The organism is Rhodococcus mengyinensis, from assembly GCF_048381435.1.
GTDB lineage: Bacteria > Actinomycetota > Actinomycetes > Mycobacteriales > Mycobacteriaceae > Rhodococcus_F > Rhodococcus_F opacus_D.
This window is the reverse complement of sequence record NZ_JBLWIT010000116.1, coordinates 104,417-122,443: the sequence shown is the minus strand read 5'-3', so window position 1 is coordinate 122,443 and position 18,027 is coordinate 104,417. Positions and strand designations below refer to the sequence as shown.

General features: G+C 68.3%; 17 protein-coding genes and 1 tRNA gene. 11 read left to right on the top strand and 7 right to left on the bottom strand.

The window, feature by feature from the left end; all coding sequences use genetic code 11:
* Positions 1 to 234: 234 nt before the first annotated feature.
* A tRNA-Leu gene (locus tag ACNJ7E_RS26045) sits at positions 235 to 320 on the bottom strand.
* A gap of 253 nt (positions 321 to 573) precedes the next feature.
* Between ACNJ7E_RS26045 and ACNJ7E_RS26040 the strand changes: the two genes are divergently transcribed.
* From ACNJ7E_RS26040 to pknB, 7 genes are all read left to right on the top strand, one after another.
* Entirely contained in the window at positions 574 to 1,878 is a 1,305-nt protein-coding gene (locus ACNJ7E_RS26040) for an FHA domain-containing protein (protein ID WP_283334706.1), read from the top strand.
* Between the two features lie 256 nt (positions 1,879 to 2,134).
* A complete protein-coding gene (locus ACNJ7E_RS26035) occupies positions 2,135 to 2,599 on the top strand; it encodes an FHA domain-containing protein FhaB/FipA (RefSeq protein WP_005249074.1) in 465 nt (154 codons plus the stop codon).
* A complete protein-coding gene (locus tag ACNJ7E_RS26030; RefSeq protein WP_418341273.1) occupies positions 2,596 to 4,062 on the top strand; it encodes a PP2C family protein-serine/threonine phosphatase in 1,467 nt (488 codons plus the stop codon). The genes ACNJ7E_RS26035 and ACNJ7E_RS26030 overlap by 4 nt, the downstream gene beginning before the upstream one ends.
* A complete protein-coding gene (locus ACNJ7E_RS26025) occupies positions 4,062 to 5,516 on the top strand; it encodes an FtsW/RodA/SpoVE family cell cycle protein (RefSeq protein ID WP_009476773.1) in 1,455 nt (484 codons plus the stop codon). The genes ACNJ7E_RS26030 and ACNJ7E_RS26025 overlap by 1 nt, the downstream gene beginning before the upstream one ends.
* Positions 5,513 to 7,000, top strand: a complete 1,488-nt coding sequence (locus tag ACNJ7E_RS26020; RefSeq protein ID WP_280783099.1) for a penicillin-binding transpeptidase domain-containing protein — start codon at positions 5,513 to 5,515, stop codon at positions 6,998 to 7,000. The genes ACNJ7E_RS26025 and ACNJ7E_RS26020 overlap by 4 nt, the downstream gene beginning before the upstream one ends.
* Before the next feature lie 2 nt (positions 7,001 to 7,002).
* Complete coding sequence (locus ACNJ7E_RS26015) at positions 7,003 to 8,391, top strand: protein kinase domain-containing protein (RefSeq protein ID WP_418341272.1); 1,389 nt, start codon at positions 7,003 to 7,005, stop codon at positions 8,389 to 8,391.
* Positions 8,388 to 10,307, top strand: coding sequence for a Stk1 family PASTA domain-containing Ser/Thr kinase (gene pknB / locus ACNJ7E_RS26010; RefSeq protein WP_280783097.1), 1,920 nt, complete (start codon positions 8,388 to 8,390; stop codon positions 10,305 to 10,307). Before ACNJ7E_RS26015 ends, pknB begins: the two co-directional genes overlap by 4 nt.
* A gap of 60 nt (positions 10,308 to 10,367) precedes the next feature.
* Here pknB and ACNJ7E_RS26005 read toward each other — a convergent pair whose 3' ends face one another.
* Positions 10,368 to 11,021 (bottom strand): aminodeoxychorismate/anthranilate synthase component II, encoded by a 654-nt coding sequence (locus ACNJ7E_RS26005; RefSeq protein ID WP_280783096.1) that lies wholly within the window; start codon positions 11,019 to 11,021, stop codon positions 10,368 to 10,370.
* A gap of 55 nt (positions 11,022 to 11,076) precedes the next feature.
* Positions 11,077 to 11,778 (bottom strand): DUF881 domain-containing protein, encoded by a 702-nt coding sequence (locus tag ACNJ7E_RS26000; RefSeq protein WP_280783095.1) that lies wholly within the window; start codon positions 11,776 to 11,778, stop codon positions 11,077 to 11,079.
* 119 nt (positions 11,779 to 11,897) lie between these two features.
* Here ACNJ7E_RS26000 and crgA point away from each other — a divergent pair, with 119 nt between their 5' ends.
* Together crgA and ACNJ7E_RS25990 are read left to right on the top strand one after the other, a co-directional pair.
* Positions 11,898 to 12,161 (top strand): cell division protein CrgA, encoded by a 264-nt coding sequence (crgA, locus tag ACNJ7E_RS25995; RefSeq protein WP_005249082.1) that lies wholly within the window; start codon positions 11,898 to 11,900, stop codon positions 12,159 to 12,161.
* Positions 12,162 to 12,228: 67 nt separating this feature from the next.
* On the top strand, positions 12,229 to 12,687 hold the full coding sequence (locus ACNJ7E_RS25990) for a PH domain-containing protein (RefSeq protein WP_280783094.1): 459 nt from the start codon (positions 12,229 to 12,231) through the stop codon (positions 12,685 to 12,687).
* Here ACNJ7E_RS25990 and ACNJ7E_RS25985 read toward each other — a convergent pair.
* Positions 12,681 to 13,598 carry a rhomboid family intramembrane serine protease gene (locus tag ACNJ7E_RS25985; protein ID WP_280783093.1) on the bottom strand — a complete coding sequence of 306 codons (918 nt, stop codon included), beginning with the start codon at positions 13,596 to 13,598 and terminating at the stop codon, positions 12,681 to 12,683. The two genes, ACNJ7E_RS25990 and ACNJ7E_RS25985, sit on opposite strands and share 7 nt — an antisense overlap.
* A gap of 13 nt (positions 13,599 to 13,611) precedes the next feature.
* Positions 13,612 to 14,139, bottom strand: coding sequence for a peptidylprolyl isomerase (locus ACNJ7E_RS25980; protein WP_025431550.1), 528 nt, complete (start codon positions 14,137 to 14,139; stop codon positions 13,612 to 13,614).
* 100 nt (positions 14,140 to 14,239) lie between these two features.
* Here ACNJ7E_RS25980 and ACNJ7E_RS25975 point away from each other — a divergent pair, with 100 nt between their 5' ends.
* Positions 14,240 to 14,800 (top strand): hypothetical protein, encoded by a 561-nt coding sequence (locus ACNJ7E_RS25975; RefSeq protein WP_418341271.1) that lies wholly within the window; start codon positions 14,240 to 14,242, stop codon positions 14,798 to 14,800.
* On the opposite strand, the gene ACNJ7E_RS25970 is transcribed toward ACNJ7E_RS25975, so the two are convergent.
* Positions 14,783 to 16,456 carry an alpha/beta hydrolase gene (locus ACNJ7E_RS25970; protein WP_418341270.1) on the bottom strand — a complete coding sequence of 558 codons (1,674 nt, stop codon included), beginning with the start codon at positions 16,454 to 16,456 and terminating at the stop codon, positions 14,783 to 14,785. The genes ACNJ7E_RS25975 and ACNJ7E_RS25970 overlap by 18 nt on opposite strands.
* A 116-nt stretch (positions 16,457 to 16,572) precedes the next feature.
* On the opposite strand from ACNJ7E_RS25970, the gene ACNJ7E_RS25965 reads away from it, so the two are divergent.
* Positions 16,573 to 17,037, top strand: coding sequence for a hypothetical protein (locus ACNJ7E_RS25965; protein WP_317570515.1), 465 nt, complete (start codon positions 16,573 to 16,575; stop codon positions 17,035 to 17,037).
* On the opposite strand, the gene ACNJ7E_RS25960 is transcribed toward ACNJ7E_RS25965, so the two are convergent.
* Positions 17,027 to 17,998: a helix-turn-helix domain-containing protein gene (locus ACNJ7E_RS25960; protein ID WP_280783089.1), complete on the bottom strand. Its 972-nt coding sequence runs from the start codon at positions 17,996 to 17,998 to the stop codon at positions 17,027 to 17,029. The genes ACNJ7E_RS25965 and ACNJ7E_RS25960 overlap by 11 nt on opposite strands.
* Between the last annotated feature and the right edge of the window lie 29 nt (positions 17,999 to 18,027).

Below are 18,027 nucleotides of genomic sequence, written 5' to 3'. Positions count from 1 at the left end.
GACGGCAGGTTCACACTCGAGTCATTCGTCACGGACCGCCGGGAGGACGGGTGCGGGTCCGAAGGGCCGGTGGTTCGCGACGAGGCTTCTACTCCATCGTCGGGCTGCGACGGGGCGCCCGGTAGCCACCCTGGGGTGGGGATACACCACCCCACGCACCTTTGTGGGGAAAACACGAAGGCCACGAACTCATGAGTTCGTGGCCTCGATGTCGCGATTCCGAAGAACCGCTTGTGGTGGGCGAAGGGGGACTTGAACCCCCACGTCCCGAAGGACACTGGCACCTGAAGCCAGCGCGTCTGCCATTCCGCCACTCGCCCGAGCGACCCGGAAACATTAACACGAGGTCGCCAGAAATCACGATTCGTACAGGTCAGGACCCGAAAAGGCCACAAAAACACCCGTCCAGGCAAAGACCGATATCATGCAATGGCGTAGACCCGTGTCGTGGCCCGAGGCAATGACAGTACCGTGGGATACGCGCACGGCAGTGGCGCGACACGGACATGTCTCGTCACAGCCACCGCACCGAGGACAGTAGGCCCGACAGCCAGGCACCGTGAGGAGGTTCCGATGGGGATAGTTCAACGTTTCGAGCGGAAGCTCCAGGGAGCCGTTGGTGACGCGTTCGCCCGGGTCTTCGGCGGCGGCGTGGTGCCACAGGAGGTGGAGGCCGCTCTTCAGCAGGAAGCCTCCGACCGAATCCAGCAGTTGGACGGTGGGCACCTGCTCGCGCCGAACAGCTATGTCATCGCCATCAACAACTCGGACCACGAAGAACTTGCCGCCGACAGAGACTTGACGGTCAAGGCCTTCGCCCGACACCTCGAAGACTTCATTCGCGACCAGGGCTGGCAGACGTATGGTCCCATTCATGTCGCGTTCGAACCGTCGCCTTCACTGCACACCGGGCAGTTCCGCACCCGGGGTTCGGTGGATCCGGATGCCGGCCGCCCAGGGGCGGCCACGCCGGGGCGACCCGAACCGCCAGGCGGTCCCGCACCGCGACCACAGGCACCGTTTGTACCCGTCACGTCGAATCCAGGAGCTGGCCCCATGACGCAGAACTCAGGCTACGACCCCAGCCGCGAACCAGCGGGCAACCGCAATCCCGACCCGCAGTACGCGCGCAACGGTCATGCCCATGCGGGTCAGGACCAGCGGTACCCGCAGGGCTACCAGAACGGTTACGACCGCGGCGGCTACCAGCAGGGCGGCTACGACCAGCAGCAGTACCCCGACGACCAGCGCGGCGGGTACCCCCAGGATGCCGCGTACGGCCAGGCATACGACCAGGGTGCGCAGGCTCCCGGCTACGAGCAGCCCGCGGACGCCGGCTACGACTACCAGCAGGGCGGCTACCAGCAGGGTTACGACCCGCAGGCGTACGACCAGCAGGCGGCTCCCGCCCGCTACCCGGACGGTTCCTACGCGGAGGCCGGGTACCAGCAGCCGCAGGGCTACGACCAGGGTTACGACCGCGGCGGCTACCAGCAGGGCGGTTACGACCAGCAGGCGTACGACCAGCAGGGCTACGCCGACTACGACCAGGGCGGCTACGGGCAGCAGGCCTACGCGCCCGACGGCCACACGTTCACGGCGACGCTGCAGCTCGAGGACGGCAGTGGACGCCACTTCCAGCTCCGTGAGGGCAACAACATCATCGGCCGCGGCCAGGAGGCACAGTTCCGCCTGCCCGACACCGGTGTGTCGCGCCGCCACATCGACATTCGCTGGGACGGCCAGGTCGCGATGCTGTCCGACCTCGGCTCCACCAACGGCACCACCGTCAACGGTGCCCCCGTGCAGGATTGGCAGCTGGCCGACGGAGACATCATCCGGGCGGGTCATTCGGAGATTCTGGTCCGAATCCTCTGAGGCACCACCGAGTTAGGACTCCGAGTAGGTTCCGCCGATACCCGACCCCGAACTGCCTCACCGAGACCCAACCGAGACGGCTTCGATACTCGACCGACATCGCGTCGGAGCCCGTGTCGGACGTAACACGGTGGGGACTCCGTATCGTTGTGGGCTGTCCGTATCCTGATCCCAGGGTGCGGGTTGCCCATATGATGCTGCGAGAAAAAGACGCTGGAACCTCGAACGTTCCCGCCACAGAAGGAGGTGGACTGCCGTGCAAGGTTTGATTCTGCAACTCACACGAGCAGGTTTCCTGCTTCTGCTGTGGCTTTTCGTGTGGACCGTTCTGCGGGCGTTGCGCGGCGACATCTACGCGGGATCCGGCGTCCGTGTGCCGCCCCGATATTCGCGCAGCGGCAACGTGCTGCCGTCGCTGGGTAAGACCAAGACGGCCAAGTATCTGGTGGTGACGCAGGGCGGCCTCGCCGGCACGCGCATCACTCTCGGCACCCAGCCCGTCCTCATCGGCCGGGCCGACGACTCCACCCTCGTCCTCACCGACGACTACGCCTCCACCCGCCACGCTCGGCTCTCCCCGCGAGGCGCCGACTGGTACGTCGAAGACCTCGGCTCGACCAACGGCACGTACCTGGATCGCGCCAAGGTCACCACATCTGTCCGCGTGCCGCTCGGTACCCCCGTACGGGTCGGCAAAACGGTAATCGAGTTGCGCCCGTGACCCTCGTACTCCGCTATGCCGCCCGCAGTGACCGTGGCCTCGTCCGTTCCAACAACGAAGATTCCGTCTACGCCGGTGCCCGCCTGCTGGCGCTCGCGGACGGCATGGGCGGTCACGCGGCCGGTGAGGTCGCGTCGCAGTTGATGATCGCGGCCCTCGCGCATCTCGACGACGACGAGCCCGGCGAAGACCTTCTCGGCAAGCTCGAGGCCGCCACCCGGGAGGGCAACGACTCCATCGCCGACCACGTCGAGGAGGATCCCGAACTCGACGGCATGGGCACCACGCTCACCGCAATCCTGTTCTCCGGCAACAAGCTCGGGCTGGTCCACATCGGCGACTCCCGCGCCTACCTGCTCCGCGACGACTCCCTCGCGCAGATCACCCGGGACGACACGTTCGTGCAGTCCCTCGTCGACGAGGGACGGATCACCGCCGAGCAGGCGCATACCCACCCGCAGCGGTCGCTCATCATGCGCGCCCTCACCGGCAACGAGATCGAGCCGACGCTGACGGTCCGCGAGGCGCGCGCAGGCGACCGTTACCTGCTGTGCTCCGACGGACTGTCGGACGTGGTCAGCGACGAGACCATCGAGAACACGATGCGTGAGGGCTCGCAGGACGAGTGCGCCGACCGGCTCATCGAACTCGCCCTGCGCAGCGGCGGCCCGGACAACGTGACGGTCGTCGTCGCCGACGTCATCGACCTCGATTACGGGCAGAGCCACCCCATCGTCGCCGGTGCCGCCTCCGCCGACGACGAAGAGGACACACCGCCGCCCAACACGGCCGCGGGCCGCGCCGCCGCGATGCGGCCGCCGCGGGCCACCCCGAAGCGGGTGGTCCCGCAGGTCGAGGAACCGCCGACGAAGAAGAAGCGTCACCGCATGTGGTGGGCTGCGCTCGCGCTCGGTCTGATCGTCGTGGTCGCCGTCGCTGCCTTCGTGGGGCGGGCTCTGGTCCGCAACAACTACTACGTCGGCGCCGACGGCGAACGCGTCACCGTGCTGCGCGGAGTTCCCGGCTCGGTGCTGGGTTACTCGCTGCAGGAAGCGAATCTCGTCGGCTGTGTCAGCGATGCCGGCGACCTGACGTTGATGTCGCCGACCGAATCACCGAACGGGTGCACCATCCTCGAGGTCGACGACCTCCAGCCGTCCGCCCGCGAGCAGGTGCGTGCCGGGCTGCCCTCGGGCAAGCTCGACGACGTCCGCAACCAGATGACGCGGCTCGCTCAGAACGATCTGCTTCCGGTCTGCGAGTCGGCGTCGTCCACCACCACCACGACGACCACTCCGGCACCGACTCCGGCTCCCGTCCCGGAGACCACGCCGCCGCCCGCGCCTGTTCCCCCGGCCGAGGTGCCGCCCGCACCGGCGCCGAGCACACCCCAGACTCCGACCGCCACCCCGGCGCCGACCGTGACCCAGGTTCCCGGTCAGAACTGCAGGACGGCTAGCTGATGTCGGTCGCAAGTGCATCACCGGGGGCGCAGTTTCCCAGTCCCCCCGGCGGGTTCGCGCCAGCCCCCGTCCAGTCGACGCGCCGGGGCACCGAGCTGATCCTGATCGGTTTCGCGATCCTGATCACGACGATCTCGCTGGTGCTGGTCGAGGCCAGCCAGGAACAGAGCATCACCTGGGACCTCGCCAAGTACGCCGCCGCCTACTCGGCGCTGTTTCTGATCGCGCACCTCGCGGTGCGCCGGTTCGCGCCGTACGCCGACCCGCTGATCCTGCCGATCGTCGCGCTGCTCAACGGCCTCGGGCTGGTGCTGATCCACCGACTCGACCTCGCCGACGCACAGTCCGCCGCCTACTTCGGGCTGCCCGTCCCCTCGCCGGATGCCAACCAGCAGGTGCTGTGGACGACGCTGGCCATCGCCGGTTTCGTGGCCGTGCTGGTGCTGCTCAAGGACTACCGCCTCCTGGCCCGCTACAGCTACACGCTGGGCCTGGCCGGACTGGTGTTCCTCGCCATCCCGGCGATCCTGCCGTCCAGCTTCTCCGAGGTGAACGGCGCGAAGATCTGGATCCGCCTCCCCGGCTTCAGCATTCAGCCCGGCGAGTTCGCGAAGATCCTTCTGATCATCTTCTTCGCGTCGGTGCTGGTCGCGAAGCGCGACCTGTTCACCACCGCAGGCAAGCACGTGTTCGGCATCGACCTCCCCCGCGCCCGCGACCTCGGCCCCATCCTCGTCGCGTGGATGGTGTCGGTGGGTGTGCTCGTGCTGGAGAAGGACCTCGGCACGTCGCTGCTGCTGTTCAGCACCGTGCTGGTGATGCTCTACATCGCCACCGAGCGCGTCGGGTGGCTGTTGATCGGCGTCGGACTGCTCGGAATCGGCTTCTTCTTCGCCTACCAGCTGTTCGGCCACGTCCGGGTCCGGGTCAGCACCTGGCTCGACCCGCTGGCCGACTACAACAACACCGGCTACCAGATCTCGCAGTCGCTGTTCGGGCTCGCGACCGGTGGTGTGGCCGGAACGGGACTCGGCAGCGGACGACCCGCCCAGGTGCCGTTCGCGAAGACCGACTTCATCGTCGCCACGATCGGTGAGGAGCTCGGTCTGATCGGGCTCGCCGCCGTCCTGATGCTGTTCCTCATCCTCGTCATCCGCGGTCTGCGCACCGCGCTGGCCGTCCGCGACAGTTTCGGCAAGCTTCTCGCGGCCGGGCTGTCGTTCACGATCGCGGTGCAGGTGTTCGTGGTGGTCGGCGGCGTCACCAAGCTGATCCCCCTCACCGGTCTGACCACGCCGTTCATGTCCTACGGTGGGTCGTCGCTGCTCGCCAACTATCTCCTGCTCGCGATCCTGATCAAGATCTCCGACGCCGCCCGTGAGCCGGCCGTCCCGAAGAAGAAGGGCCCCGCACCCATCGCCGACGCCCCGACCGAGATGGTGCCGCGCTCATGAACACACCTCTGCGTCGCGTCGCGATCGCCGTCATGGTGATGGTGGTCGCCCTCCTCGCCAACGCCACCTACGTTCAGGTCATCAAGGCGGACAACCTGCGGGCCGATCCGCGGAACTCGCGCGTGCTGCTCGACGAGTACTCGCGTCAGCGCGGCCAGATCTCGGCGGCCGGCCAGGTGCTCGCGGCGTCCGTCCCGACCGACGACCGCTACAAGTATCTGCGCACCTACCCGCCGAACCCGGCGGCACCGTCCAGCCCGCTGGCCAACGCACCGGTCACCGGTTTCTACTCGATGCAGTACGGCAGCACCGGTCTCGAGCGGGCCGAGGACCCGGTCCTCAACGGCTCCGACAACCGGCTGTTCGGGCGTCGCTTCTTCGACCTGGTGTCCGGGCGCGACCCGCGCGGCGGCAACGTGGTGACCACGATCAACCCGGTCATGCAGCAGGTGGCGTACGACGAGCTGACGGCGAAGGGCTACACCGGTTCGGTCGTCGCGATCGAACCGAGCACCGGACGCATCCTCACGATGGTCAGCACCCCGAGCTACGACCCCAACTCGCTCGCCAGCCACGACGGCACCGAGACCACCCAGGCGTGGGAGGCCCTCAACGCCGACCCGGAGAAGCCGCTGATCAACCGTGCGGTGTCGCAGACGTACCCGCCGGGCTCCACGTTCAAGGTGGTGGTGACCGCGGCGGCGCTCGCCGCCGGAACCACCCCCGACACCCAGCTGACCGCGGCCCCGCAGATCACCCTTCCCGGCACGTCGACGACGCTCGAGAACTACAACGGCTCCACGTGTGGCGGCGCCCCCACCGCGTCGCTGCGTGAGGCGTTCGCGCGGTCCTGCAACACGGCGTTCGTCGAACTCGGTGTGAAGACCGGTGCCGACGCCGTCAGCGACCAGTCAAGCGGGCTCGGCATCGGTGGGCAGATGCCCGGCGTCCCGTTCCCCGTCGCGGACAGCACGATCGGGTCGATCCCCGACGACGCCGCACTCGGTCAGAGCAGCATCGGCCAGCGTGACGTCGCGCTCACTCCGCTGCAGAACGCGATGATCGCGGCTACCGTCGCCAACGGTGGGGTGCGGATGCAACCGCAACTGGTGTCCGAACTGCAGGGGCCGGACCTGTCCAACCTCGCGACCACCAACCCGGTGTCCGAAGGCCAGGCGATGTCGTCCCAGGTGGCGGCCACCCTGACCGACCTGATGATCGGTTCCGAGAACAACACCAGCGGCGAAGGCAAGATCCCGGGCGTCCAGATCGCGTCCAAGACGGGCACCGCCGAGCACGGGACCGACCCTCGGAACACCCCGCCCCACGCCTGGTACATCGGATTCGCACCCGCCCAGAACCCGACCGTGGCCATTGCGGTCATCGTCGAGGACGGCGGAGATCGTGCACTGGCCGCAACCGGCGGCTCGGTGGCTGCACCTATCGGCCGTGCCGTCATCGCAGCCGGACTACAAGGGGGCTGATTGTGGCACTGAACAACGGCGCGCTGATCGCCAATCGATACCGCCTGATCCGGCTCATCGCCACGGGCGGAATGGGACAGGTCTGGGAAGCGACGGACAACAGGCTCAACCGTCGTGTCGCGGTGAAGGTGCTGAAGTCCGAGTTCTCGTCCGACCCGGAGTTCGTCGAACGGTTCCGTTTCGAGGCGCGTACCACCGCGCAGCTGAACCATTCCGGCATCGCCGGAATCTACGACTACGGCGAGGTCCGCGACGCCACCGGCGATTCCACCGCCTACCTGGTGATGGAACTCGTCAACGGTGAGCCGCTCAACGCCGTCCTCTCGCGGGTGGGCCGCCTCGCGGTGCCGCACGCCCTGGACATGCTCGAGCAGACCGGCCGGGCGCTGCAGGTGGCGCACGACGCCGGAGTCGTGCACCGCGACGTGAAGCCCGGCAATATCCTGATCACCCCCACCGGCCAGGTGAAGATCACCGACTTCGGCATCGCGAAGGCCGTGGAGAACTCGCCGATCACGCGGACCGGCATGGTGATGGGCACCGCGCAGTACATCGCCCCCGAGCAGGCGCTCGGCCAGGACGCGACCGCGGCGAGCGACGTGTACTCCCTCGGCATCGTCGGCTACGAGGCGCTGTCCGGACGTCGCCCGTTCGTCGGCGACGGCGCGATCACCGTCGCGATGAAGCACGTCCAAGAGGCGCCGGCACCGTTGCCGAGCGACCTGCCGCCGAACATCCGCGAACTCATCGACATCACGATCGCGAAGGATCCGAGCACTCGCTACGCCAGTGGCGGAGAGTTCGCCGACGCGGTCGCGGCGGTCCGGGCGGGCAGGCGTCCCCCGCCGCCCGGCGTGTCGGGTACCGGGGCGGCGCGGGTTCTGCCGCCGCCGATGACCGGTGCAACCCAGATGATGCCGCCCTCGCAGACCGCGTACGCGGGACCGGTCACCGGGCAGGTGCCGCCGGACGACTCGAACGGTGACGGCAAGAAGGGCGGGCTGACCAGCGGCCAGAAGGCCGTGGCCTGGGGTGCGGGTGGTCTGCTCCTGCTGGCGGCGATCATCGGGCTCGCGCTCGTCCTGTTCGACGGTGGTGGCACGAAGGAACCGACGTCGCCGGCGATTACGTCGTCGCTGCGGACGATCACGACGACACCGCGGCCGACGACCACCACCACGACCGAGGAACAGACGACCACCACCGAGCCGCCGTACACGACGACCACCACCCAGCCGTACACGACGACCACCACCCCGCCGCCGACCACGACGACGACAGAGCCGACGACGACTACCACCACCACCACGACCACCACCGCCCCCACGACGACGACCACGACGACCACGTCGGAGGAGTCAACTACTCCGACCCCACAAGGACTGCCATGACGACACCGCGCAACCTCTCCTCACGCTACGAGCTGGGTGAGATTCTCGGCTTCGGTGGCATGTCCGAGGTCCACCTCGCCCGCGACGTCCGACTCAGCCGTGACGTCGCGATCAAGGTCCTGCGCGCCGACCTGGCCCGCGACCCCACGTTCTACCTGCGATTCCGTCGCGAGGCGCAGAACGCGGCGGCGCTGAACCATCCGGCGATCGTGGCCGTCTACGACACCGGCGAGGCGGAAACCGAAGCGGGACCGCTGCCATACATCGTGATGGAGTACGTCGACGGCGACACGTTGCGAGACATCGTGCGCAGCGAGGGCCCGATGGCACCGCGCCGCGCGATGGAAGTCATCTCGGACGTGTGCGCGGCGCTCGACTTCAGCCACCGCAACGGCATCGTGCACCGCGACGTGAAGCCCGCCAACGTGATGATCAACCGTGCGGGTGCGGTGAAGGTGATGGACTTCGGCATCGCGCGAGCGATCTCCGACGCGTCCAGCCCCATGACGCAGACGGCCGCCGTCATCGGCACCGCCCAGTATCTGTCGCCCGAGCAGGCCCGTGGCGAGCAGGTCGACGCCCGCTCCGACGTGTACTCCCTCGGTTGCGTGCTGTTCGAGATCCTCACCGGCGAACCCCCGTTCAAGGGTGACTCCCCGGTCGCGGTCGCGTACCAGCACGTGCGGGAGGACCCGCAGACACCGTCCGCGGTCAACCCGGACATTCCGCGTGAGCTCGACTCGGTGATCCTCAAGGCGATGAGCAAGAACCCCGCCAACCGCTACCAGACCGCCGCGGACATGCGCAGCGACCTGGTCCGGGTGCTCGGCGGGCAGCGCCCCAGCGCGCCGATGGTCATGAGCGACGAGGACCGCACCACGATCCTCGGGGCCGTCGACACCGGCGCGGGAAACTACCGGCGCCAGCAGTCACCGGCCCCGGCCACCGCGTCGAAGACGGACGGCGGCGAGCCCGACAAGAAGAAGAACCCGATGCGGGTGGCGCTGATGGCGCTGGGCGCCCTCATCGTCGTCGGCATCGTCGGCGCGTTCCTGTGGTCCGTCGGCCCGGGTTCGAAGGCCGATCAGGTGACCATGCCGGACGTCACGAACCAGGCCGCGGACGACGCCGAGACGACACTGCAGAACCTCGGTTTCCGCGTCGCCCGGCAACAGAAACCGGACGCCGTCGTGGCGACCGGCAACGTCATCACCACCCGCCCCGTCGGCGGCGTGCAGGTGGACGAGGGCAGCACGATCACCCTCGAGGTGTCGTCGGGCCCCGAACAGGTGAAGGTCCCGCGGCTCGCCGGTCTCACCCAGCAGGAAGCGCAGCAGGAGCTGAACGCGGTGGGACTGCGACTCGACACCGCTGTCGCCCGTGCACCGTCCGACGTGTCCGACGTCGACAAGGTGATCGAACAGAACCCGTCCTCCGGCGCGAGCATCTCCCTCGACTCCGAGGTCGCCGTCACGCTGGGCACCGGGCCGGAGCAGATCCGCATCCCCGACGTGACCGGCCAGAAGGTCGAGGTCGCGCAGGCGAACATCGAGGGCGCCGGTTTCAAGGTGCAGATCCAGAACATCGATTCCGGTGTGCCGAAGGGCCAGGTCGTCTCCACCGACCCCGTCGGCGGCTCCACCGCAGCCAAGGGTGACACCATCCAGATCCGGGTGTCGAACGGCAACAACATCGAGATGCCGGACCTGACGGGCAAGACGGTGTCGCAGGCGCTCGCCGAGCTGCGCAGCGCCGGCTGGAGCGGGTCGTCGAGCTCGCTGAATCAGACGCAGACGTCCACCCTGGACCCGGAGATGGTCGGCAAGATCATCAGCCAGGAACAGCCGCCGGGATCGGAGATCACCAAGAACGGGGTCGTCTCCGTCGGTGTCGGCGCGCTGGGCATCCCGCGGTAGGCGGCTCCGCCACCCGTGCGCCTTTCTGGTTGCTGTAGCTACCAAAAAGGCGCACGGGCGCTAGGCGCCCAACGCTTGCGCGACCTCGGTCTCGAGGGTGGCGACGAGGGATTCCTTCGGGGCTTCGCCGCAGACGGCGAGCCAGTTGGCGAGCATGCGGTGCCCGCCCTCGGTGAGCACGGACTCCGGGTGGAACTGGACGCCGTGGATCGGCAGTTCCCGGTGCCGCATCGCCATGACGATGCCGCTGTCGGTGTGGGCCGTGACCTCGAGTTCGTCCGGGATGGTGTCTTCCAGGACGGTCAGTGAGTGGTAGCGCGTGGCGGTGAACGGGTCGGGAAGACCCGCGAGAACGCCCTCGCCGGTGTGGTGGACGATGCTGGTCTTGCCGTGCAGAAGTTCGGGTGCCCGGTCGACGGTGGCGCCGAATGCGGCCCCGATCGCCTGGTGTCCGAGGCACACCCCGAGAAGCGGCGTCTTGGCCGCGGCACACGCCGTGACCAGGTCCATCGTCGCGCCTGCCCGCTGCGGTGTGCCGGGGCCGGGGCTCAGCAGAATGCCGTCGAACTCGGCCGCTGCCGCCGCGACGGCGTCGGGCCCGGTGAGGTTCGGATCGTCGTTGCGCCAGACCACGGCCCGTGTTCCCAGCTGTCCGAGGTACTGGACCAGGTTGAACACGAAGCTGTCGTAGTTGTCGACGACGAGAATCCTCATGGAAGCAGGGTATTCTGCCCGCTTCCCGCTCTGCACGGCCGGGGACCGTTCGGGCTCAGTGCCCCGCGTAACCGGGCACGGACAGTTGACCGGACGCCGCCTCCGAGTAGCCGAGACCGAACCGTGAGGCGTACTGCTTGAACACCCGGATTCCGGGTTCGTTGGCGAGCGCCGCCTCCAGTCGCGCGGGATCCCCGATCGCCGACATGACGTAGGGCGGGCTGTAGGTGCGACCGTGCAGCAGCAGGGTGTTGCCGATGCAGCGCGGTGCCGACGTGTTCACGATCCGCTGGTCCTGCATGCTGATCGCCTCGGCACCGCCCACCCACAGTGCGTTCAGCACACTCTGGACGTCCTGCTGGTGGACGACGAGATCGTCCGGCGACGCGTCGACGGGATATTTGCCGTCCGCGTCGCGGGGGGCGTCGGTGAGTGTGACGGTGACGCCGGGACCGGTCATCGGTGTGAGTCCGGCATCGGTGGCGAGCGCCTTGCTGTCGGCGAGCGCCTGCGCGACACCGCTGTCGGACGCGGCGGCGTCCTGCTGCAGCGATTCGACCTGTGCCGCCAGCCGGTCGCGGGTCTCGGCGACCTGGTCGGTCTCGGACTGGGCGTTGCGCACGAGGTCGGACAGTCGGGTGGAATCGCCGGCGCGAATCTCGTTGCCGTGCGACACCTGACGGGTGGTGGCCACCAGCAGACCGGCCACGAGACACACCACCAGCACCGCGATCCGCCAGAAGATCGACCTGGTCACCGGTGTTTCCGTCCCCTCGTCCTCGCCGCGCGAATCGCGGCTACGTTAGCGTGTACACACGCAGGTATTTCCGAATCTACCTGCCCACATTCCTGTTGAGCCGCACGAACGAGGACGTCATGCCGAAGTCGAAGGTCCGAAAGAAGACCGATTACACGATCAACCCTGCGAGCCGCACCCCGGTGAAGGTGAAGGCCGGCCCCTCGAGCACCCTGTACGTCTCGGTGATGCTCGGGTTCATGCTGGTCGGCCTGGTGTGGCTGCTCGTCTATTACCTGGCCGCCGACCAGCTCGAGTGGATGAACAACCTGGGTGCCTACAACTTCCTCATCGGATTCGGCTTCATGGTGGTCGGTCTGATCATGACGATGCGCTGGCGTTGACCATCACAATTACACCCATGTCATTCATCCCCAATGTGGACAACCCCTGTGGATAGCCGCAGGTCGAGTGCTGATGTCTGCTGACGAGGCACCGCTGGAGTGGTCGACGCCCCTCGGCGCGGTGATCGCTCTCGCTGCGGGCGGAGTCGCGTTGGGGGTGGCCGGACTTTCCGTGTCGACCGAGCCGGCGGGGCGTGTCCTCGTGTGCGTCGCCGCCCTCGGGCTGCTGCTGACCGCCGCGTCCGCGCTCCGGCAACGCCCGCGCCTCGCCGTCGACAAGGAGGGCGGCGGGATCGTGGTGAACAGGCTGACCGGCCGCCACGGTTATGCCCGTTCGGAGATCGAACGCGCGCGGCTCGTGCGCTATCCCCGGCTGGGCCGCCGGGTGCCGATGCTCGAGATCGACGTCCGCACCGAGGACGGCACCGAACGCCTCCTGATCTTCGGCCGCTGGGATCTCGGCACCAATCCGGAGGACGTGTTCGATGCCCTCGCAGTGCACCGTCTGGTGGGCCGGGGTCAGTAGCCGAAGCTCGCGCGCAGCTGCAAGGTACGGATCGCGATGACGGCGAGCGGCACCAGCATCACGACGCCGAGGCAGACCCAGCCGACGGTGACGGCCTTCTCCCGGTTGTTCCCGACGCCCAGCAGTTGGGGCCCGTAGAGGATTCCCGCGGTGGCCGCGGCTCCGGCGACCAGGCCGCCGAGATGCCCCCACAGTGAGATGCCGGGGATCGTGATGCTGATGATCACGTTGATGGCGATCACCGAGATCACCGGTGCGGGGCTGCGCCGCAGACGCAGGAGGATGACGGCCTGAGCGCCCATCAGTCCGAACACGGCACCCGACGCACCCGCGGTGACCGCGCCGAGTTGGAACAGCATCACCGCGGCGGAACCGCCGAGCAGCGACGCGAAGTACACGCAGGCGTAGCGGGCACGCCCGAGGACCAGTTCGGTGTCGCGGCCGATCACCCACAGCGCGAACATGTTGACGGCCAGGTGGATGATGCCGAAGTGGAGGAATCCGCTGCCGAGCACGCGGACGATCTGCCCGTCCACGACAGCGGGTGGGAACAGCGCCCAGTCCGCGAAGAGCTTCGACCCGGCATGGTTCTGCATGATGCTGCGGGACTGCGCCGCCGTGATCAGGAAGATGCCGACGTTCGCGGCCATCAGGATGTACGTCACCAGCGGTGTCGGACGCTGTGTGGTCACGGCGCCGGCGACGTTACGGACCGGGCGGACATCACGCCGTCCGGCGGCGACGCAGTCGACACACTGGTAGCCGACGGCCGCTTCGCGCAGGCATTCGGGGCACGCGGGACGACCGCACCGGTTGCACGACAGCGCAGTGGGGCGATCGGGGTGGCGGACGCACCGCGGCTGGGGCGGAGTGCCCTCGTTCGCGGCACCGCCCCAGCCGGGGTTGGTCATGTGCTGCAGTTCCCTACGCGATGGTGACGCTGTTGATCACGACCGGCTCGAGCGGACGGTCCGCGCGATCGGTGGCGGTGGTCGAGATGGCGTCGACGACCTTCTTCGACTCCTCGTCGACGACCTCACCGAAGATGGTATGGCGACGGTTGAGGTGCGGCGTGGGGCCGGTGGTGATGAAGAACTGCGAACCGTTGGTTCCCGGGCCGGCGTTCGCCATGGCCAGGATGTACGCGCGGTCGAACTGCAGTTCCGGGTGGAACTCGTCGCCGAACTTGTAGCCCGGGCCACCTGCGCCGGTGCCCGTGGGGTCGCCACCCTGGATCATGAATCCGTCGATGACGCGGTGGAAGACGGCGCCGTCGTAGAACGGTCCGGAGTCGGTGCCACCCGCGTTGGCGGTGCTGTAGTCCTTCGAACCGTCGGCCAGGCCGACGAAGTTCTCGACGGTCTTGGGCGCGTGGTTGCCGAACAGCGCGATCTTGATGTCGCCGCGGTTGGTGTGCAGCGTTGCGGTTGCGGTCTGATGAGGTGAAGTCACACCACCATGTTGCCATTGTGGGGTTCCGAGTGGTTCCGCCGCGGTGACTCGAGTACTTCGGATCGGTTCGTGCTCCCGGTTCTTGTGACAAAGTGGGGACATGACACGAGCGACGGAGTCCCTCACGAATCTGCTTCCGACCGAACGCGCCGAAACCCTGCAGGAGCAGGTGTCCGAACGATTCGAGACCGCTCTGGCCCACGTCGAGGATTCGGCTTCCCGCGTCAAGGAATCCGAGGCTGTCGATCAGGCGCGGCGCTACGCACGCTCGGCGGCACTCGCAACGGCCCGCGGTGCCGGCCGGCTCAGTGTGTTTCTCGGCCGTCAGGGGGCCTCGCTGGCCAAGAAGGGCTACGAACGCGCCCGGACCGTGCCGGTGAAGAAGGTCGCCCAGGATGTCGTTCGTCCCCTGACCTCGGCCGTGGCACCGGTCGAGGAGAAGAAGTCGCGGAAGGGCCGTCGCATCGCGATCGTCGTCCTGCTCGGTGCCGCCGTGGCCGGGGGCGCGGTGTTCGTCAAGAGCCGCCGCCGCGAGCAGCCGCGCGTCGCGTCCGCTCCCCCGAACCTGCGCGACCTCGACAGTGCGGACACGCAGCAGCCCACGCCGCCCACGGCGACGAAGCCCCTCACGCCGACTGACCCGTCACTGCCCGGCCAGTAGGGCGCGCGCTCGCTCGGTGTCGTCCGGCGTCCAGCCGGGCGGCTGCAGGATCGCGGCCCACATGTCGACGGCGTCCTCCCCGTAGTTGTGCCCGTGGCCGGGGGGAACGTCCGCCGAGAACACCATGTCGAGGGTGACCTGCCAGAACGTCACGAACGGGAGCCACCGCATACCGGGATCCACGTCCGGACCGTGCGGCTCACGCAGCCAGTCGGGGCGGTTCAGCAGAAGGTCGAACGACCACCAGGTGATGGGGTCGCCGGCGTGCTGCCAGTAGACCACCCGGCTGTCGCCCCACGGCCCGTCGAGTTCGAGGTCGGCGGGATCTGCGGCGAAGCGGATCCCGGCGCCGTCCTCGATCACCGGGACTCGCTGGAACGACCCGGGGTCGCGGTTCTCGGTGATCCGGGTCCATTGTTCGGTGAAGTTGGGCGTTCCCACCCACAGTGCGCCGTCGACGCGCGCCAGCATGTCCTGGCCGCCGACGAACGCGGCCTGTCCCCCGTACGAACCGAGGCTCTCGCCGAACACCACCAGTCTCGGCCGCGACTCCCGCGGCAACGCAGCCCATTCGGCGTAGACGGCCTCGAACAGCGCCCTGCCTGCCACCATCGGTGTCTCCCGGTCGGCGATGAACGCGAGTGGGCTCGGGAGGAACGAGTACTGCATCGACGCGATAGCGGTGTCGCCGTCGCTCAGGTACTCGAGCGACGACGCGACGTCCGCGTTGACCCAGCCGCGACCGGTCGTCGTGGCGACGGCCAGAACAGCGCGGTCGTAGGCGCCGGTGCGTTTCAGTTCGGCCACCACGTGGTGCGCGACCTCCTCGACGGTGCCCGCGGAGTCGCGGCCCGCGTACGCGCGGATCGGCGTAAGCGCCGGACGTCCGGTCAGGGCTGCGATGTCTTCCGCCGACGGACCGCCGGCGACGAACGTGCGGCCCTCCTTGCCCAGTGAATCCCACGGTTCCGGCGAGTCCGGCGAGCCCGACCGTTCCGGCGCGGTGGGCTGGGTGACGCCTGCGGCCGTGTCGTGGTCGGCGGCGGCGAGGCTGCCGTTGGCGAGGGCGAGCAGGCCCGCGTGGAGGGCGCCGTTGACGACGAAGAACAGGACGGCGACGAGCACGACGACACTCGCGATCTTCGCGATCGGCGCGGGCACGTAGCGCAATCCGACGGCGGTCAATCGCCGCGCTGCACCGCGGAGTCCTCTGCCCACGGCCAGCAGCAGTGCCGCGACGGCGAACGAGATCACGAGGATCAACAGGTAGTAGGTGCGGTTCGCGCGATCGACCCCGACCAGGTCGCGCACGATCTGCTGCCACCACGACCCCAGCACCAGGAAGGTGGGCACGAGGATGACGGCGGCGCCCAGCAGGGTCCACCACCCGATCCGACGGGTCTTCGGCGAGAAGTTCGGTTCGACCCCGCACTTGCGCACCACCCAGGCCACGAAGCATCCGATGGCGTAACCGGTGGCCAGGCTGATGCCCGTCGCAACGGCCTGCAGGTACCACGGCCGGGGCAGCAGCGACGGCGTCATCGACCACACGAAGAACAGCAACGCGAACGCGAGGCCGACGGGGTGGAGCGACCGCGCGTACCGCACGGACGTGTCCCGCAATCGGGAGGGGACGGGAGGCGCGGTCTCCGGCATCTGCGAATCCTAGGTGGACAACCGTCCTGGTGTCCTGTCTTCGTTTCACGGCTTGTACCAGGGGTATCCCGCAGGCAGATGCGCACCAGCGCGAGGATCCGTTCCGAGGAGCAGACATGACCGCCAGACGTATCGTCCACCACATCGCCGTCGTCACGTTTCCGATCGCCGCCACGGCGGCTCTGCTGACGGCCGGCCCCGCCGGCGCCGACCCGCCGCACCCGTTCGGCGGACCGGCCCTGACCATCGGATGTCCGAACCAGGGCAGCCTGATGTCGTTGACGGCGCTCACCGGACAGTCCGGGCCGGAGGCGTCACCGCCCATCGCCGACGGCGACATCCGTTTCGAGTCGCGCCCCGCCGCGCCACCGATCCCGGCGGCCGCGCAGGTCACCGTGGCCTGGGTCAACACCGACAGCGGACGTTCGGGGATCGTGAACCTCGGCGGCGTCTACCCCTTCCTGTCCGCGACGGTGAACACCGGCGTCGGGAACGTGGTGGCGACGGCGTTCGGATCGATCAACTTCGGCAGCAGCCCGATCTGCCAGGCGAACCCGGCCATCGGCACGTTCATTGCGTGAGTTCGGCCGTGTTGCAGCCGAACCGGCGCCGATAGTCGGCGGGCGCGACGCCGACGACCCGGTTGAAGTGGTGGCGCAGAAGCGCGCCGGACCCGAATCCGCTGCGTCTCGAGATCGCCTCGAGACCGAGGTCGGTGCCCTCGAGTAGCTGCCGCGCGTAGAGGACCCGCTGCGTCGTCAGCCACTTCACCGGGGTGGTGCCCGTCTCGGCCGCGAACTTGCGGGCGAACGTGCGCGTCGACATGGACGAGCGGGCCGCGAGCTCGTCGATCGTGTGCGGCAACTCGAGGTTTTCGCTCATCCACGCCATCGTCTCGCTCAGGCTGTCCGACGTGCACGCGACCACCGGCTGCTCGATGAACTGGCGCTGTCCTCCGTCGCGCTGGGGCGGCACGACCATCCTGCGGGCGATCGTGTTGGCGACGGTGGAACCGAGCTCCCGGCGCACCACGTGCAGGCACGCGTCGATGCCTGCCGCGGTGCCCGCACTGGTGACGAGGTTGCCCTCGTCGACGAACAGGACGTCGGGGTCGACGGTCGCGGTCGGGAACCGGGTGGCCAGTTCCTCGACGTACTCCCAGTGGGTGGTGCACTTGCGCCCGTCCAGGAGCCCCGCCTCGCCGAGCAGGAAGACACCCGAGCACAGACTGAGGACGATGGCACCGGCATCCGCGGCGCCGCGCACCGCGTCGAGCACCTCCACCGGGAAGTCGGACTGCGCCCCGGGCGGCGGCACCACGACGAGATCGGCGTCGCGCAGGGAATCCAGTCCGTAGTCGGCGGACAGCGTGAGTCCGGGCGTGATCGACGCGAGCGGTTCGCCGGGACGGATCCCGCAGATCCGGAAGTCGAACGGCGGAACCCCGTGTGCGGTGCGGTCGATTCCGAACACTTCACAGACCACCCCGAACTCGAACATCGAGACACGGTCGAGGAGGAGCGTTGCGACCTTGGAGATCATGACCCCAGTCTAAGTGGCGACATCTTGCC

Excerpts from the sequence above, each read along its gene's own strand:
- ACNJ7E_RS26040 (WP_283334706.1), top strand. The coding sequence starts at position 574 with ATGGGGATAGTTCAACGTTTCGAGCGGAAGCTCCAGGGAGCCGTTGGT.
- ACNJ7E_RS26025 (WP_009476773.1), top strand. The coding sequence starts at position 4,062 with ATGTCGGTCGCAAGTGCATCACCGGGGGCGCAGTTTCCCAGTCCCCCC.
- ACNJ7E_RS26020 (WP_280783099.1), top strand. The coding sequence starts at position 5,513 with ATGAACACACCTCTGCGTCGCGTCGCGATCGCCGTCATGGTGATGGTG.
- pknB (WP_280783097.1), top strand. The coding sequence starts at position 8,388 with ATGACGACACCGCGCAACCTCTCCTCACGCTACGAGCTGGGTGAGATT.
- ACNJ7E_RS26005 (WP_280783096.1), bottom strand. The coding sequence starts at position 11,021 with ATGAGGATTCTCGTCGTCGACAACTACGACAGCTTCGTGTTCAACCTG.
- crgA (WP_005249082.1), top strand. The coding sequence starts at position 11,898 with ATGCCGAAGTCGAAGGTCCGAAAGAAGACCGATTACACGATCAACCCT.
- ACNJ7E_RS25985 (WP_280783093.1), bottom strand. The coding sequence starts at position 13,598 with ATGACCAACCCCGGCTGGGGCGGTGCCGCGAACGAGGGCACTCCGCCC.
- ACNJ7E_RS25975 (WP_418341271.1), top strand. The coding sequence starts at position 14,240 with ATGACACGAGCGACGGAGTCCCTCACGAATCTGCTTCCGACCGAACGC.
- ACNJ7E_RS25970 (WP_418341270.1), bottom strand. The coding sequence starts at position 16,456 with ATGCCGGAGACCGCGCCTCCCGTCCCCTCCCGATTGCGGGACACGTCC.
- ACNJ7E_RS25965 (WP_317570515.1), top strand. The coding sequence starts at position 16,573 with ATGACCGCCAGACGTATCGTCCACCACATCGCCGTCGTCACGTTTCCG.
- ACNJ7E_RS25960 (WP_280783089.1), bottom strand. The coding sequence starts at position 17,998 with ATGATCTCCAAGGTCGCAACGCTCCTCCTCGACCGTGTCTCGATGTTC.